Genomic DNA, 16706 nt, shown 5'->3' on the forward strand with positions numbered 1-16706 from the left:
GATCACGGAGCATGGCTCCAGCGTTATGCTCAGCTCAGGCGCTTCTCAATGGCGTCCATCAGCATACCGGTGATGGAGACAGGGAAGGCGGCCTCAATTTCACGAATGCATGTTGGGCTGGTCACGTTAACTTCAGTCAGTCTATCACCAATAATGTCGAGGCCCACAAAAATCAGGCCTTTGGCCTTCAGTGTTGGACCGACGCGGCGGGCGATTTCCCAGTCACTTTCGCTCAGAGGGCGCGCTTCACCGCGTCCGCCAGCCGCCAGGTTTCCGCGGGTTTCTCCCCCCTGGGGAATACGCGCCAGACAATAAGGCACCGGTTCGCCATCCACCACCAGCACGCGCTTATCACCGTCTTTGATCGCCGGCAGGTAATTTTGCGCCATGCAGTAACGGCTCTCATGTTCGGTCAGGGTTTCAGCGATAACGCCGAAATTGGGATCGTCCTGCTTCACACGGAAAATAGAGGCGCCGCCCATGCCGTCCAGCGGTTTCATGATGACGTCGCCATGCTCCTGCCAGAATGCCCGTAGCTGTTGCTTAGAACGCGTGACCAGGGTGTCCGGCGTGAATTCAGCAAACCAGGCGGTGTACAGTTTTTCGTTACAGTCGCGCAGGCTTTGCGGCTTGTTGACGATCAGCGTGCCCTGCTCTTCAGCCCGTTCCAGGATGTAAGTACAGTAGATAAACTCGGTGTCAAACGGCGGGTCTTTACGCATCAATACGACGTTAAGATCGGCCAGTTTAATCTGCTGCTCACTGCCAAACTGATACCAACTTTCGGCATTCTGTTCCACGCTAAGCAGGCGAGTGCGGGCGTAAGCCACACCACCGCGCAGGGAGAGATCTTTCATCTCCATGTAGTGGATTTCGTAACCCCGGCGCTGTGCTTCCAGCAGCATTGCAAAGCTGGAGTCTTTTTTAATGTTGATGGATGAGATTGGGTCCATCACGATGCCAAGCTTGATCATTATTATCTCCTGAAGGAGGCGGCGGTTACCGTCTCGTTCCGTTCGGGCAAAAAGGGGCTGAGCAGTCAGAACGCGATGTTGATTACAGGCGTTCCAGTGGCGCTAAAAGTATCGCTTAACCCAGGTCACCAAACCTCACCTGAAGTGCCGTAATGGCCGTCAGGGCCGTTGTTTCGGTACGTAAAACACGTGGGCCAAGCAGAATATCGGTAAAACCGTGCTGCGCTGTCATGGCAATTTCGTCAGCTGAAAGCCCGCCTTCCGGACCAATCAGCAGGCGAACGCGCTCAACCGGCTGAGGCAATGTGTTAATGCTGTGGCTGGCGCGCGGGTGCAGGTTCAGTTTTAACCCACTTTCCGCTTCACTGCACCAGGCTTCCAGTACCATGGCCGGACGGATTTCGGGTACCCGGTTACGACCACACTGCTCGCAGGCGGAAACAGCAATCTTTTGCCACTGCTGAATTTTTTTTGCCAGGCGTTCGGCATCCAGTTTGACACCACAGCGTTCAGAAAACAGCGGCGTAATAACATTAACGCCCAGTTCGATTGATTTCTGGATGGTAAATTCCATTTTTTCGCCGCGAGACATGACCTGACCGAGATGCAGATGCAGGGGCGACTCGCGATCGTCTTCCTGACTTGCCGTGATGGATACTTTTACACGTTTTTTATCAACATGCGTGATTTCTGCAGCGAAAGTCAGATTACTGCCATCAAAGAGTTCAACATGCTGTCCGCTGGTCATACGCAGCACGCGACCAACATGGCCGGACGCGTCTTCATCAAGCGTGATTTCACTGCCAACATGAACAGGCTGTGAGTGATAAATGCGAGGTATGCGCATAATGTCCCTGAGAGCTAAACGCCGCGAGGTTGACGCGGCGGGGCTGTGAAACAGTTAGTTTAGGGCAGGGATTTTAACGCGTGCAAGCCTCAAGCACATAAGGATTATGATTCCCCTGTACGCGAGCGATGCGCTGGTCGCGCTCGCATTCCCATTTGCTGACCGGATAGCGCGTATTCCAGGCCGTAAATAACTGCGTTTGCTGACGTGACAGACGCAGATGATACTGGTCGCGCATGTAGAAGTAAGTCCGGGCGATCGCGCCACGGGCCCGTTCGGGCGGCTGCGCCTGCTTGTTTTTAAAATCAATCTGCATGCTGCACTGACCGTACTGTTTATCCGTACCGTTCCACTGACTGTAGGCATAGTTACCGCGATCGCCATTCACTTCACCGATTGCCGGCTGCAGATTATGCAGGTCGGTTTCGATACGGCGATAGTCGGCATCTTTACTGCAATTTTTGCGGCCGCCGTTTTGCCAGCACTGACGTTGATGGCCGAACTCCCAGGCAGGCATCACGTGTTCCCACTCGATACGTGCGGCGCGATGGGCATTTTTGCGCGGCTGGTAGCCACAGCTGTTCAGGTCAGGCTCACCCTTTTTGCCGTGCCAGGTAATTTTACAGCCACAGTAAAAGCTGCCGGGCGCATCGTCATTAATCTCTGCGGCGTAGGCTTTTGCCTGTTGAAAATTATTCTGATGATAGTTGTTGAGGTTTAGGGCCTGGCTGTTAAAAGACACGAGTAGCAGTGCAGTCGTGATGAGAAGTTTGCGAGACATGTTCCAGTTTTACCCCTGGTCCTTAAAAAGGCGGCAGGGTAGCAGAATGCCTGCTCAGGCGGAATGAGAATCCACTCAGGAAAGGGGAAAAACCTCGGCTTTTAGTAAGCTACCGCAGTGAACGCAGCGGTACTCGCTTTCGCCGCGAACAACACGATTATGGCGCCTCACGGTAAGCTGGTGCTGTTGACACTGGCAGCGATAAGCAAAGGTGCGGCTGCGCACCGACTCAACCTCAAACTGATGGGTGCGCCGCGCCGGCACCCCCAGCACAGTCTCCATCATCCATTTCCACTCTTTGCCATGCGGTGCAACGCGGCCGAAGGTTTTCCACACCAGCAAATGGGCCAGCTCATGGGGAACGACCTCATCAATAAAGGCCTGCTGATTTTCCATCAGCAGGACAGGATTCAGGCGAATTTCCCATTTTTCCAGCCAGGCCGTTCCGGCAGCCGTACCCCGCTGCTGATAAACCAGCCTGGGTTCAGGATAATGTTGTTCGAGCTTTTCATTTGCCCGTTCGAGCCCACTACGCAGGGCGCGCATAACGGCTTGTTGCAGGGCAATGGGAAGACGGGATGTTTTCATGGCGCTCAGCATAAGCGGCAGCGGCATGGAACTCAACAGCAATGCGCATTCTGAAAAAGGGTCATGCCTGCCGCACCTGACTGACCGGCATGACCGTGCTTTTAATGGAACTGCTCGACAGTATGTGCCAACTGCCTGGCCTGATCCTCCAACGAGGTGGATGCGGCTGACATTTGCTGAACCAGCGCGGCATTTTGCTGAGTGGTCCCGTCCATTTCATTGACCGCAATGGTTACCTGCGCAATGCCGCGAGCCTGCTCGTCTGATGCGGCAACGATTTCACCGATAATGTGCTGGACGGATGAAACGGCATGGGTCATTTCATGCATGGTTTTGCCCGCATCGTTGACCAACACGACGCCATTTTCGACCCGAACGGCTGATTCCTCAATCAGAGCGGAGATATCTTTCACGGCGCTGGTCGTTCGCTGAGCCAGATTGCGGACTTCGGCGGCTACGACCGCAAAGCCGCGTCCCTGTTCTCCGGCGCGTGCAGCTTCGATGGCGGCGTTGAGTGCCAGAATGTTGGTCTGGAACGCAATGCTGTTAATCAGCGAGGTAATATCACCGATTTTCTTCGAGCTTTCATCAATCTGGGCCATGGTCGTAACGACCTGATCCACCAAATTTTCTCCCCGGCTGGCGATGCGCGTCGCATTTTCAGTCAGGCCCGTTGCCTGTTGCGCATTATCTGCATTCATACGGATGGCGGCGCTAATCTGCTCCATACTGGCGGCCGTCTCTTCCAGTGCCGCGGCCTGTTCCTCGGTGCGTGAGGCGAGGTTCAGGTTCGCACCGGCAATCTCGCCTGCCCCTTGTTGAACCGAGGCGCTGGCGTCTTTGATTTGTCCCACGATACTCTGAAGCTGTGACTGCATGGTATTCAGTGCATAAAACAGGCTGCTGCCGTCGCCCGAAGCAACCTTAATGCCGTTGTTTAACTGCCCCTTGGCAACGGCCAGCGCAATGCGCGCCGCCTCTGCGGGTTCGCCGCCCAGCGGACGCATTACCTTACGGTTGAATAACAGCCCCAGTACCGCCCCAACGGACAGGATGCTGATAATCATCAGCGCAATGGCCCAGTAAAGCTGCTGGTCAGCCGCCGCCATCACCTGACTGACTGGCGCGACAATTCCCACATACCAGGGTTTAGTGCTGTTGCCCACGCTTACGGGATACCAGGTATAAATGGCTTTTTCTTTCAGAACAGGATCGTACTGTTCTGTTACTGCCGTACGGTAGCTGTTGGCGTTCCCCTGCCATTTTTTGCCAGCTTCATTCGCATCGGGGGAGGAAATCACGTTACCGCTGTTCGAGAGCAGCAGCGCGTAGCCGGTTCCGTGCCAGGGTTTGATCTGGTTTACTTTTTTCTGGATGGCGGAAAGCAGGATATCGGAACTGACAACCAGCTTCAGTTTGTCGTTGACCCTAACAGGGGTGGCGACCGAGGTTAACCACTCTGGTTTTGCGCCATCATAAGCGAAGCTGTAAGGCTCAATCAGCGTGTCCTTTAGCGTTTCTTTCGGCAGCAAATAGTAATTACCGGCACCCGGTTGCAGAAAGTCCAGCGCCGGATTCATTTTGTAGTGCCCCTCTTTGTCCCGGTCAACATACCAGGCATAGCGACCACCCGGTGGCGTTCCCTGCGGCCCGGCAAAGGCACTGTCACGTCCATCAAAGGCATCAGGTTCAAATACCACGGTCATTGACACAAAGTCAGGGTTTTTAATTAATGCATATTCCATCAACTTGTCGGCAACTTTGCGGTCGTTTACCCCTGCAGCAGGCAGGGCAGCAAGGCTTTGCCCCAGATTTTGTGCGGCATCCAGTGCGTGCGTCAGTTCCTGCTGAATTTGCCCAGCGTGACCAGCAGCAATTTGCTGCAGGTAGTTAGCGGCAAGGGACTTTTGTTCTTTCGAGGACTGCCAACTGAGTAATCCGATGGTCGCAGTAAACCCCACGACGATCGTCATTCCGCCGGCCAGCAGCATTTGAGCACGGGTGCTCATCGTCTTTTTAGGGCTGGTATTGTTCATGCTATTTCCTGGTCAACGCGAAGTCTGAAAAAAGATTTTTAAAATGAAAACGTCAGGTAATCTATCGGCGTATATTTTTTCGACTTTAACGAAAGAAAAGCATAGCGGGGAAGTGCAGGCCAGTAACGGCACGGTGTGGGCGTTGAAACGGCAGGATATTTTTGGCTGTCAGTTGTGGATAAAGCAGTAAGAAAAAAGCCAGTCAGCTTTCACTGACTGGCTTTACGAGACACGTTGAGGCGGGTTTACTGACCGATATCGCGCAGCTTTTTACCTGCCATCAGGTTACGTTCAATGTGCTCCAGCGAAACGTTTTTGGTTTCAGGAATCAACATCACCGTCAGGACGATGAAGAAGACGTTGAGCAGGCCGTAAACCCAGAAGGTCGGGGCATTACCCAACGTATTCAGCATAGTCAGGAAGGTTGCGCCGACAATCATGTTGGCGATCCAGTTCGTGGTGGTTGAAACGGTGATACCGAAATCGCGCCCTTTCAGTGGCTGAATTTCAGAACACAGAACCCAAATCAACGGACCGGCTGACATAGCAAAGCCCACGATAAACATCAGCAGCATGCCAATGGCAAAGTACTGGGCGCCTTGTGAATGAATGCCCAGGTGCAGCATGGTGCCAAGAACGCCCATACCGGCAGCCATCACCAGGAAGCCAAGAATCAGGGTCGGCTTGCGGCCCCAGCGGTCTACCAGACCGATAGCGATAAAGGTCGCCAGCACGTTAACCAGGCCGACAATGACCGTTCCCCACATCTGCTGGGTGGTGTTCGCGAAACCCGCAATCTCAAAAATTTTCGGTGCGTAATACATGATGACGTTCATGCCGGTAAACTGCTGCATCACCTGCAGCAGAATGCCCAAAAACACCGCGCGACGGAAGTGGCTGTTGCTGGTAAACAATCCCCAGCCTGACTGTTTGATCTTCAGGCTTTCACGGATCTCATCCAGCTCGCGCTTCGCCTGCTCACTGGTATCACGCAGGCGATCCAGTACGCGTTGCGCATCGCGGAAGTTGCCTTTTGCCGCCAGCCAGCGTGGACTGTTTGGCAGGAAGAAGACGCCGATCAGCAGCAGCAGAGCAGGAATGGTAATCACGCCCAGCATCCAGCGCCAGTTACCCGTGAAGCTGAACGCCGTATCGGAAAGATACGCGCCCAAAATACCGATGGTAATCATCAACTGATAAAGCGAGATCATGCTGCCGCGGATTTTTTCAGGGGCAATTTCAGAAAGGTAGAGCGGTGCCGTATAGGAGGCGACGCCGACCGCAAGTCCTAACAGGACACGCGCGCAAATTAACATCTCCGGGTTCGGTGCCATGGCTGACCAGAGCGAGCCGATAACAAACAGAATCGCACCGGCCATCAGGCTTTTTTTACGCCCCAGACGCGATGACATCCAGCCGCTACCAATAGCACCAATGGCTGCACCAAACATCATGGAGCTGACAATCCACTCCTGCTGGTGTGCGGTAACGTTAAAGTCCTTTGCGATAAAGGGCAGGGCACCGGCAATAACGCCGATATCCAACCCAAACAGCAGGCCTGCAAGGGCTGCCAGAAAGCAGACAAATAAGGTCATAGCCTTATTTGAGGTTCTGCTTTTATGTGAATTGCCAGGCATGGTTGCCTCCAAATTATCCATCATTGTTGTTATCGATGTTAAAAAACCTTATCTGGGCAAAAAGTGAGCCTGATCACATTGATGTAATCGCTTACACTTGCTGAAACCCTGAAATCCAGCATTTATAACCCAGAAAGGTCAAGTAACCAGTGAGGTATAGCACCCTCGAAGTTTCTGACAATGCCCTGTTTAACGCCTATCAGATGACGCTGAAAATAACGCATTTTAGGAAGAATAACTACGGCGATAAATTCCTAAATAGCCGATATCTATAGCGTTTCAAATTGTAAGCGTTAACACATTAGTCGAGCACAGGCTGAGAGAAAGTGTAGCTGAGTTAAAAAAATGTGCAGGCGGGGGAAACTGAAGGCCCGAGAGAAATAAAAAGTAAAAAAAAGCCCCGCCGCCAGGCAGGGCTTTTTAGGCCGTTTTCGGGCTTACAGGCCCGCAGCCTCACGCAGCTGTGCAGCTTTGTCAGTTTTTTCCCAAGGGAAATGTTCGCGACCAAAGTGGCCGTAAGCCGCCGTTTCTTTATAGATTGGGTGCAGCAGGTCCAGCATCTGAATCAGACCGTAAGGACGCAGATCGAAGAACTCGCGCACCAGTAAGGTCAGCTGTTCAGTTGACACTTTCTCAGTGCCAAAGGTCTCGACCATGATGGAGGTCGGTTCGGCAACACCGATGGCGTAGGAAACCTGGATCTCACAACGATCGGCCAGACCCGCTGCTACGATGTTTTTTGCAACATAGCGGGCGGCATAGGCGGCTGAACGGTCAACTTTTGACGGGTCTTTGCCTGAGAAAGCGCCACCGCCGTGACGTGCCATACCGCCGTAGGTATCAACAATGATTTTGCGGCCGGTCAGGCCACAGTCACCCATTGGGCCACCGATAACAAAACGGCCCGTTGGGTTGATGTGATATTTGGTGGATGCGCTCAGCCACTCGGCAGGCAGGACGGGCTTGATGATCTCTTCCATCACCGCTTCCTGCAGATCTTTTTGTGAGATCGCTTCGCTGTGCTGAGTTGACAGAACGACCGCATCAATACCGACGATTTTGCCGTCGTCGTACTGGAAGGTCACCTGGCTTTTGGCATCCGGACGCAGCCATGGCAGCGTGCCGTTCTTACGCACTTCGGCCTGACGCTGAACCAGACGGTGGGCATAGGTCACCGGGGCTGGCATCAGAACATCCGTTTCGTTTGTCGCATAGCCAAACATCAAACCCTGATCGCCCGCACCCTGTTCCAGCGGATCGCTGCGGTCAACGCCCTGGTTGATATCCTGAGACTGTTTGCCAATTGCGCTTAATACTGCGCAGGAGTTGGCATCAAAGCCCATATCGGAATGAACATAGCCGATTTCACGTACGGTGTTACGAGTGATTTCTTCGATATCAACCCAGGCGCTGGTGGTGATCTCACCGCCAACCAGAACCATACCGGTTTTAACGTACGTTTCGCAGGCCACGCGCGCTTTGGGATCCTGTTCCAGGATCGCATCAAGCACGGCATCAGAAATCTGGTCGGCGATTTTATCAGGATGTCCTTCGGATACGGACTCGGATGTAAAAAGATGTTTAGCCATTATGTTCTTTACCTTACCAATGGTTTGAATTCGACTGCATAGCGCAAGTGAGTATTAGCTGACTTAACGCCCCTTAAGGCAAAGCCGTGAGCAGTCAGGTAGTGTCAGCACGCAGGCCAACTCCGCCTGGATATTAACCTGTTTAGATGGAAAACCATCTGGACGTCTATTTTAGGTTACGCGGTGAGCGAATTACCAGCCCTTTTTGATGTTGCACTGTTAACTTTACGTGCAGCAGTGGAAAATCCTGCCGACAGCGCGTGCATTAAGCAAATAATCTCTTTGCTTTTTTTAGTCGCAAAATGTATAAAACGCCGCTGCGTTCCAGCAGAAAAAAGGATGACGCACTTACCGCGTCGCGCCCGTCAGACAGCTGTCTGGCTTTCACCCTGGTGGTTTTCCACATGTCCAGGACATGTGCGGAGGTGATACGAGTAATGAGCCTTATCTTCTCTCTCCCGGCCTTTTCGCGTGCTGGCACGGCGCTGGCGTTATCCTGTTTCCCGTCCTTATTTCTCTTCTGTCGACATTTTATTGGCTTCGGTAATTATCCCGACACAAGCGCTGGTTAACCTCTGACGCGATAGCGGTTTATATCGTCCAGGCGGCGAGCGTCGTGAATTATTCGCGGCCCTTTTGTACCTGACGCGGCTGAGTGTTTTACACTTAACACTACCGTGATGCATCGTGCAGGTTCGCAACGCAGACAGAGCATGACGTAATATGTGGCAACGAATTTCCAGACTCCCGACCTTCAAGTCGGTTTACATTATTATCTTTCAACGGAAAATTGAGGTTCGCGATGTCTGACGGCATGAAGAATATCAAGGGTTCGTCAGCTGGCGAACAAGGTGCACTCCGCTCAATGCAGGAGGTGGCGATGAACGATCAGGACGCCAGCCTGATGCTGAGGACCTACAACATTGCCTGGTGGGGCAATAACTACTATGACGTCAATGAACTGGGTCATATTAGCGTCTGTCCCGATCCGGACCGTCCGGATGTGCGTGTCGATCTGGCTAAGCTGGTTAAGGAACGTGAGGCCCAGGGCCAACGACTGCCCGCGTTGTTCTGTTTCCCTCAGATTCTTCAGCATCGCCTGCGCTCAATAAACGCTGCTTTTAAACGCGCACGTGAGTCTTACGGTTACACCGGTGATTACTTCCTGGTGTACCCCATCAAGGTGAACCAGCATAAGCGCGTCATCGAATCCCTGATCAATTCTGGCGAACCGCTGGGTCTGGAAGCCGGTTCAAAAGCCGAACTGATGGCGGTACTGGCCCATGCCGGTCAGACCCGTTCGGTTATTGTCTGTAACGGTTATAAAGATCGTGAATATATTCGTCTGGCATTGATTGGCGAAAAAATGGGGCACAAGGTCTACCTGGTTCTGGAGAAGATGACCGAAGTGCGCATGGTGCTGGAAGAAGCCGAGCGTCTGAATGTTGTGCCGCGTCTTGGCATTCGTGCACGACTTGCTTCGCAGGGTTCTGGTAAGTGGCAGTCGAGCGGCGGCGAAAAATCTAAATTTGGCCTGTCAGCAACGCAGGTGCTCAAGCTGGTTGAAATCATGCGTGAAGCGGGCCGGATCGACAGCCTGCAGCTGCTGCATTTCCATTTGGGATCGCAGATGTCTAACATTCGCGATATCGCGACCGGGGTGCGTGAGTCTGCGCGCTTCTATGTGGAACTGGCAAAACTCGGCGTCAACATTAAGTGCTTTGACGTCGGCGGCGGCCTGGGCGTGGACTATGAAGGTACCCGTTCGCAGTCCGACTGTTCGGTCAATTACGGGCTGAATGAATATGCCAATAATGTGATCTGGGGAATTGGCGCAGCTTGTGACGAGCATGGACTTGAGCACCCAACGGTGATTACCGAATCCGGCCGCGCAGTCACGGCTCACCACACGGTGCTGGTATCTAACATCATCGGTGTTGAGCGTAACGAATTCAGTAAGCCAGAAGCGCCAGAGATTGAGGATGCCCCGCGTCCTATCCTGAGCATGTGGGAAACCTGGCAGGAGATGCACGAGCCGGACACGCGTCGTTCGCTGCGTGAATGGCTGCACGACAGCCAGATGGACCTGTTTGATATCCATACAGGCTACTCATCCGGCACCTATAGCCTGAAGCAGCGCGCCTGGGCAGAACAGCTTTACCTGAGCATCTGTCACTACATTCAGCAGCATCTTGATCCCAGCAACCGTGCGCACCGTCCGATCATCGACGAGTTGCAGGAGCGCATGGCGGACAAGATCTACGTTAACTTCTCGCTGTTCCAGTCCATGCCGGATGCATGGGGCATCGATCAGCTGTTCCCTGTACTGCCGCTGGAAGGCCTGAATAAAAAGCCGGAACGTCGTGCCGTTCTGCTGGACATCACCTGTGACTCTGACGGTACCATCGATCACTATGTTGATGGTGACGGTATTGCCACAACCATGCCGATGCCGGAGTACGACGTGGACAACCCACCGATGCTCGGCTTCTTTATGGTCGGCGCCTATCAGGAAATCCTCGGCAACATGCATAACCTGTTTGGTGACACCGAAGCGGTTGACGTGTTTGCTTTCCAGGATGGCGAGGTGGAGGTTCAGCTGTCGGATGAGGGCGATACCGTGGCCGACATGCTGCAGTATGTTCAGCTCGATCCGAACGAACTGATGACGCTGTTCCGTAAGCAGATTCAGACCTCTGAACTGGATGACGAACTGCGTGAGCAATTCCTGCAAGAATTTGAAAGTGGGCTGTACGGCTATACGTATTTAGAAGACGAATAACGCCCTGCGAAGCGCTTGCAGCCGAGCGGGACATTGTTGATAATCGGCAGCAACCTATCCCTTCCTCGTCGGGCCTAACGACGCGGAGGGGATTTTTTTTATCTCAACCTGAAAGGTGCGCGGGCCTGGCCCGTTTAAGGCACAGACAGAGGACGATCTATGTACAACACCCTCGGTAATCAGTACGACAATTCCCTGGTTTCGAACGCCTTTGGTTTTATGCGTTTCCCGGTTAATTTCCAGCCTTATGACAGTGACGCAGAGTGGGTGATCACGGGCGTTCCGTTTGATGCGGCAACCTCTGGCCGTCCGGGCAGCCGTCTTGGCCCTGGCGCTATCCGTCAAATTTCGACCAATCTCGCCTGGGAAGGCTGCCGCTGGCCGTGGGAGTTTGACCTGCGTCAGCGCCTGAACGTGGTGGACTGCGGCGATCTGGTTTACGCCTTTGGTGATTCACAGGATCTCTCTGACAAGCTGCAGGCCCATGCAGAGAAACTGCTGGCGAACGGCAAACGCATGATGACCTTTGGTGGCGATCACTACGTCACGCTTCCCCTGCTGCGCGCTCATGCGAAGCACTTTGGTAAAATGGCGCTGGTGCACTTTGATGCCCATACCGATACCTACTCTAATGGTCCAACGTTTGACCATGGCACCATGTTCTTTACCGCACCGAAAGAGGGGCTCATCGATCCTCAGCACTCGGTGCAGATCGGTATTCGTACCGAATTCGACAAAAGCCTGGGCTTTAACGTGCTGGATGCTGCTCAGGTTAACGACCGCAGCGTGGACGATCTTCTGGTGGAAATTAAGCGCACCGTGGGCGACCTGCCGGTTTATCTGACATTTGATATCGACTGTCTGGATCCTGCGCATGCGCCTGGCACCGGTACGCCGGTCATCGGCGGTTTAACCACCGATAAAGCCACCAAACTGATTCGTGGTTTACAGGGCATGAATATCGTGGGGATGGATCTGGTGGAAGTCGCGCCGGGTTACGATCACGCTGATCTGACGGCACTTGCCGCCGCTACGCTGGCGCTGGACATGTTGCACGTACAGGCCGCGAATAAAGGCTGATGCGACAGAGGGATAACCTCAGGGTTATCCCTCTGATTCAGACTTACTTGCCGTCTGCAGCGATGCGATCGCGAATATGCTGCGCACGCGCTTCGGAGTCCGGATGGGAGTCAAACATTGAGCTTTGACGGCCCTGTTCCAGTTTTGCCAGTTTTTCAAAGCTGGTTGCCAGCCCGACCGGATCAATACCGCGCTTTTTCAGCAGATTGTATGAGTAGTCATCAGCCTGAGTCTCCTGCGTCTGCGAGAACTGGGCATTCACTAATTTTTCACCCATATCACCCAACTGCGACTGTGACAGCGAACCGATAATACCGCCAGCCGATGCCGCCGCGGTGCGTGCTGCCGTGGTGGTGAAGGCGACCTGCATCGCTTTGCGCGTATGACCCAGCGCAACGTGGCCCATTTCATGACCCAGTACCGCCTCGACTTCATTGTCGGTCATCATATCCATCAGTCCGCTGTAAACGCGGATGCAGCCGTTGGCCATTGCCCAGGCGTTAACGTCTTTGGTCTGGTAAACCTTGTAGTTAGCCGGAATACCATTGATGTTGTCGCCCAGCGCCGCAGCGATTTTATTCAGCCGTTGCTGGTACGCGCTGTCAGCTGGCGCGACCTGGTTTTCTTTGTCCATTTGGGCGCAGGACTGATCGCTAAGCTGCTTAACCTGAGCATCGCTCAACGTGTAAGCCTGAAATGCCTGTGCGCCCGATTGCAGCAGACCATTACTATTTACACCCTCACAGCCGCTAAGCAGCGCAACCAGGCCCAGAGCCAGTGCCGTTTTATGAATTTTCATTGTGTCGTCCCATAAGTAACAAGATAAAAAACAAACACCTGAATCCGTACAAGGTGGTTGAACCAACAGGTTATAGTTCGCGATAAGCCTTTTTGCTAGCAGACATTACTGGAAAAGCCAGACGAAGCGGGAACATTTAGCGTTTTACGACATTACTTTTGCCCCGTTTTTCATGTACATTGTGGTGAAACTTTTCCCCGTGCTTTGCCCGATAGCTGATTAATTACAACAGGTTAAGGCGCAAATCATTAATCCGAACTGGAGTAGAAGATGCCCTCTCGTAAAGATCTTGCCAACGCCATTCGCGCGTTAAGTATGGACGCAGTGCAAAAAGCTAAATCGGGACATCCGGGTGCCCCTATGGGCATGGCGGATATCGCCGAAGTCTTGTGGCGCGGCTATCTCAATCATAACCCAACCAACCCACATTGGGCCGATCGCGACCGTTTTGTTCTGTCCAATGGTCACGGTTCGATGCTGATTTACAGCCTGCTGCACCTTACCGGCTACGATTTACCGATTCGCGAGCTGGAAAACTTCCGTCAGTTGCATTCTAAAACGCCGGGGCACCCTGAATATGGCTACACCGCGGGCGTGGAAACCACGACCGGTCCGCTGGGGCAGGGCATCGCTAACGCCGTAGGGTTTGCCATTGCGGAGCGGACGCTGGCAGCACAGTTCAACCGTCCGGGCCATGAGATCGTAGACCATAATACCTGGGTCTTTATGGGCGACGGCTGCATGATGGAAGGCATCTCACACGAAGTGTGCTCGCTGGCGGGTACGCTGAAGCTGGGCAAGCTGGTGGCATTCTATGATGACAATGGTATCTCCATCGATGGTCATGTTGACGGCTGGTTCACCGATGACACCGCGAAGCGTTTCGAAGCTTACGGCTGGCATGTGGTGCGCGGCGTTGACGGTCACGATGCCGACGCCATCGCGAAAGCCATTGAAGAAGCGAAAGCGGTGAGCGACAAGCCATCACTGCTGATGTGCAAAACTGTGATCGGTTTTGGTTCACCGAATAAAGCGGGTACCCACGACTCACACGGCGCACCGCTGGGCGATGACGAGATTGCGCTCACCCGCAAACAGCTAGGCTGGGACTATCCGCCTTTCGTTATTCCTTCAGACATTTATGCTGAGTGGGATGCTAAAGAAGCAGGCAAGGCGAAAGAGGATGCGTGGAACACGAAATTCGCGGCCTATGCCAGCGCCTTCCCTGAGCTGGCTGCCGAATTCAAACGTCGCATGAGCAACGAACTGCCGGCTAACTGGCAGCAGGAATCGCAGAAGTTTATCGAGCAGCTTCAGGCTAACCCGGCGAAAATCGCCAGCCGTAAAGCCTCGCAGAATGCGATCGAAGCCTTTGGTAAAATCCTGCCGGAATATCTGGGCGGTTCTGCTGATCTGGCACCCAGTAACCTCACCATCTGGTCTGGCTCTAAGCCCATCAATGAAGACGCTGCCGGTAACTATATTCATTACGGCGTGCGTGAATTCGGTATGACCGCCATTGCTAACGGTCTGGCCCTGCACGGCGGTTTTCTGCCTTACACTGCGACCTTCCTGATGTTCGTAGAATATGCGCGCAACGCTGCGCGTATGGCTGCGCTGATGAAGATCCGTCAGATCATGGTGTATACCCACGATTCAATCGGTCTGGGTGAAGATGGCCCGACGCACCAGCCGGTAGAGCAGATGGCGAGCCTGCGTACCACACCAAACATGAGCCTGTGGCGTCCGTGTGACCAGGTGGAATCAGCCGTGGCATGGAAATATGCCATTGAGCGTAAAGACGGTCCAAGCGCCCTGATCTTCTCACGTCAGAATCTGGCGCAGCAGGACCGTACGCCTGAGCAGCTGGCAAACGTGGCCCGCGGCGGTTATGTGCTGAAAGACAGCGCGGGCACGCCAGAGCTGATTCTGATCGCCACCGGTTCAGAAGTTGAACTGGCTGTGTCTGCGTATCAGAAACTGACCGATGAAGGCCGTAAGGTTCGCGTGGTTTCTATGCCATCAACGGATGCGTTCGACAAGCAGTCTGCAGAGTATCGTGAATCTGTGCTGCCGAAGGCCGTTGCCGCTCGCGTTGCTATTGAAGCGGGTATTGCAGACTATTGGTTCAAATATACCGGCCTGAACGGCGCTATTGTCGGCATGACCACCTTCGGTGAGTCAGCGCCTGCTGAGAAGCTGTTTGAAGTCTTCGGCTTCACGGTAGACAACGTGGTAGCGAAAGCAAAAGCGTTGCTGGCCTGACAGAAGGGCGCAGGCGAGTGAAGGCTCGCCGAAACCCAGATAAAAGGGGGCGCAGTTTGCCCCCTTATCGACAAAATTATTCCTGTAGTAATAGCGATTTTTTGCGTAATTTTGTGATGTAGATCCAAAAATACGCAGTCCGCTTGATCGCAATCATTCCCGTTATTCCTTCCTTCTATTATCCTAGCTGAACCGTTTCAGTGAGGCCGCTTTGCCTGCGATCGGGCTAAGAATCTCCTGTACAAAATGCAGTGAAACGCTCAGGCTATCTGCACCTTTTTTTCAGTCTGGTTTGGCAGGAGAAAGATGACCATTCGGGTAGCGATAAACGGCTTTGGTCGCATTGGGCGCAACGTGTTGCGTGCACTGTATGAAACGGGGCGCCGCGCGGAAATCACAGTGGTGGCAGTTAACGAACTGGCTGAAGCTGCGGGCATGGCGCACCTGCTAAAGTACGATACCAGTCATGGGCGTTTCGCGCTGGATGTCCGTCAGGAGCGGGATCAGCTGTGGGTCGGAGACGATATCATCCGTATTCTGCATCGTGCCGGACTGGAAGCGCTGCCCTGGGGCGAGCTTAACGTGGATGTGGTGCTGGACTGCACTGGCGTTTACGGTTCCCGTCATGACGGCGAAGCCCACCTGCGTGCTGGGGCAAAGAAAGTGCTGTTTTCCCATCCAGGGGGTAACGATCTTGATGCAACCGTGGTGTACGGCGTTAACGAGCAGGAACTGAAACAAACGGACTGTATTGTCTCTAATGCATCCTGTACCACCAACTGCATTATTCCGGTGATCAAGCTGCTGGATGATGCGTTTGGTATCGAGTCGGGTACGGTAACGACAATCCATTCGGCGATGCACGATCAGCAGGTGATTGACGCCTATCACAGCGATCTGCGCCGTACGCGTGCGGCCAGTCAGTCTATTATCCCGGTGGATACCCGTTTGGCGGCAGGCATTGCGCGTATTTTTCCGAAATTTAACGATCGCTTCGAAGCCATCGCGGTTCGCGTACCGACGATCAACGTGACGGCCATTGATCTCAGCGTTTCCGTCCGCCAGTCCGTTCGGGCCTGTGAGGTTAACGCCTTGTTGCAAAGCGCGGCAGAAGGGGCATTTCGTGGTATAGTTGACTACACAGAATTGCCGTTAGTCTCAGTAGATTTCAACCATGATCCGCACAGTGCCATTGTGGACGGTACACAAACGCGGGTCAGCGGTCAGCACCTGATCAAAACCCTGGTCTGGTGTGATAACGAATGGGGCTTTGCTAACCGAATGCTCGACACAACGTTAGCGATGGCCGCAAGCGGTTTCAGGTAAGA

General features: G+C 53.6%; 12 protein-coding genes. 4 read left to right on the forward strand and 8 right to left on the reverse strand.

Translation table 11 applies throughout. The features are described from left to right. Positions 1 to 29: 29 nt before the first annotated feature. From gshB to metK, 7 genes are all read right to left on the reverse strand, one after another. Positions 30 to 974 carry a glutathione synthase gene (gene gshB / locus GKC68_RS04725; protein ID WP_342656630.1) on the reverse strand — a complete coding sequence of 315 codons (945 nt, stop codon included), beginning with the start codon at positions 972 to 974 and terminating at the stop codon, positions 30 to 32. A gap of 115 nt (positions 975 to 1089) precedes the next feature. Further along, positions 1090 to 1821 (reverse strand): 16S rRNA (uracil(1498)-N(3))-methyltransferase, encoded by a 732-nt coding sequence (gene rsmE / locus GKC68_RS04730; protein ID WP_058705516.1) that lies wholly within the window; start codon positions 1819 to 1821, stop codon positions 1090 to 1092. 73 nt (positions 1822 to 1894) lie between these two features. Next, positions 1895 to 2602, reverse strand: coding sequence for a deoxyribonuclease I (endA, locus tag GKC68_RS04735; RefSeq protein ID WP_028723323.1), 708 nt, complete (start codon positions 2600 to 2602; stop codon positions 1895 to 1897). A 75-nt stretch (positions 2603 to 2677) separates the two neighbouring features. Next, positions 2678 to 3190, reverse strand: a complete 513-nt coding sequence (locus GKC68_RS04740) for a SprT family zinc-dependent metalloprotease (protein WP_042677525.1) — start codon at positions 3188 to 3190, stop codon at positions 2678 to 2680. Positions 3191 to 3291: 101 nt separating this feature from the next. Further along, positions 3292 to 5226 (reverse strand): methyl-accepting chemotaxis protein, encoded by a 1935-nt coding sequence (locus tag GKC68_RS04745; protein WP_342656631.1) that lies wholly within the window; start codon positions 5224 to 5226, stop codon positions 3292 to 3294. Positions 5227 to 5471: 245 nt separating this feature from the next. Continuing rightward, positions 5472 to 6863 (reverse strand): sugar porter family MFS transporter, encoded by a 1392-nt coding sequence (locus tag GKC68_RS04750; protein ID WP_028723320.1) that lies wholly within the window; start codon positions 6861 to 6863, stop codon positions 5472 to 5474. A gap of 437 nt (positions 6864 to 7300) precedes the next feature. Then, positions 7301 to 8452: a methionine adenosyltransferase gene (gene metK / locus GKC68_RS04755; RefSeq protein ID WP_028723319.1), complete on the reverse strand. Its 1152-nt coding sequence runs from the start codon at positions 8450 to 8452 to the stop codon at positions 7301 to 7303. A gap of 802 nt (positions 8453 to 9254) precedes the next feature. Between metK and speA the strand changes: the two genes are divergently transcribed. Both speA and speB read left to right on the forward strand, forming a co-directional pair. Continuing rightward, positions 9255 to 11234 carry a biosynthetic arginine decarboxylase gene (gene speA, locus GKC68_RS04760; protein WP_028723318.1) on the forward strand — a complete coding sequence of 660 codons (1980 nt, stop codon included), beginning with the start codon at positions 9255 to 9257 and terminating at the stop codon, positions 11232 to 11234. Positions 11235 to 11393: 159 nt separating this feature from the next. Beyond that, the gene (gene speB / locus GKC68_RS04765; protein ID WP_342656632.1) at positions 11394 to 12314 is read left to right on the forward strand and encodes an agmatinase; all 921 of its coding nucleotides are present in this window, start codon (positions 11394 to 11396) and stop codon (positions 12312 to 12314) included. Between the two features lie 43 nt (positions 12315 to 12357). Here the strand turns inward: speB and GKC68_RS04770 are convergent, their stop codons facing one another. After that, positions 12358 to 13113 carry a M48 family metallopeptidase gene (locus tag GKC68_RS04770; RefSeq protein ID WP_028723316.1) on the reverse strand — a complete coding sequence of 252 codons (756 nt, stop codon included), beginning with the start codon at positions 13111 to 13113 and terminating at the stop codon, positions 12358 to 12360. A 270-nt stretch (positions 13114 to 13383) separates the two neighbouring features. Here GKC68_RS04770 and tkt point away from each other — a divergent pair, with 270 nt between their 5' ends. Next, a complete protein-coding gene (gene tkt / locus GKC68_RS04775; RefSeq protein ID WP_047715617.1) occupies positions 13384 to 15378 on the forward strand; it encodes a transketolase in 1995 nt (664 codons plus the stop codon). Positions 15379 to 15684: 306 nt separating this feature from the next. After that, positions 15685 to 16704 (forward strand): erythrose-4-phosphate dehydrogenase, encoded by a 1020-nt coding sequence (gene epd / locus GKC68_RS04780; protein ID WP_089527792.1) that lies wholly within the window; start codon positions 15685 to 15687, stop codon positions 16702 to 16704. The last annotated feature ends 2 nt before the right edge of the window (positions 16705 to 16706 follow it).

Origin of the sequence: Pantoea sp. RSPAM1, from assembly GCF_038816185.1 — a bacterium.
GTDB lineage: Bacteria > Pseudomonadota > Gammaproteobacteria > Enterobacterales > Enterobacteriaceae > Pantoea > Pantoea ananatis.

Coding starts and splice junctions, on each gene's coding strand:
- gshB (WP_342656630.1), bottom strand. CDS start 974: ATGATCAAGCTTGGCATCGTGATGGACCCAATCTCATCCATCAACATT.
- rsmE (WP_058705516.1), bottom strand. CDS start 1,821: ATGCGCATACCTCGCATTTATCACTCACAGCCTGTTCATGTTGGCAGT.
- endA (WP_028723323.1), bottom strand. CDS start 2,602: ATGTCTCGCAAACTTCTCATCACGACTGCACTGCTACTCGTGTCTTTT.
- GKC68_RS04740 (WP_042677525.1), bottom strand. CDS start 3,190: ATGAAAACATCCCGTCTTCCCATTGCCCTGCAACAAGCCGTTATGCGC.
- GKC68_RS04745 (WP_342656631.1), bottom strand. CDS start 5,226: ATGAACAATACCAGCCCTAAAAAGACGATGAGCACCCGTGCTCAAATG.
- GKC68_RS04750 (WP_028723320.1), bottom strand. CDS start 6,863: ATGCCTGGCAATTCACATAAAAGCAGAACCTCAAATAAGGCTATGACC.
- metK (WP_028723319.1), bottom strand. CDS start 8,452: ATGGCTAAACATCTTTTTACATCCGAGTCCGTATCCGAAGGACATCCT.
- speA (WP_028723318.1), top strand. CDS start 9,255: ATGTCTGACGGCATGAAGAATATCAAGGGTTCGTCAGCTGGCGAACAA.
- speB (WP_342656632.1), top strand. CDS start 11,394: ATGTACAACACCCTCGGTAATCAGTACGACAATTCCCTGGTTTCGAAC.
- GKC68_RS04770 (WP_028723316.1), bottom strand. CDS start 13,113: ATGAAAATTCATAAAACGGCACTGGCTCTGGGCCTGGTTGCGCTGCTT.
- tkt (WP_047715617.1), top strand. CDS start 13,384: ATGCCCTCTCGTAAAGATCTTGCCAACGCCATTCGCGCGTTAAGTATG.
- epd (WP_089527792.1), top strand. CDS start 15,685: ATGACCATTCGGGTAGCGATAAACGGCTTTGGTCGCATTGGGCGCAAC.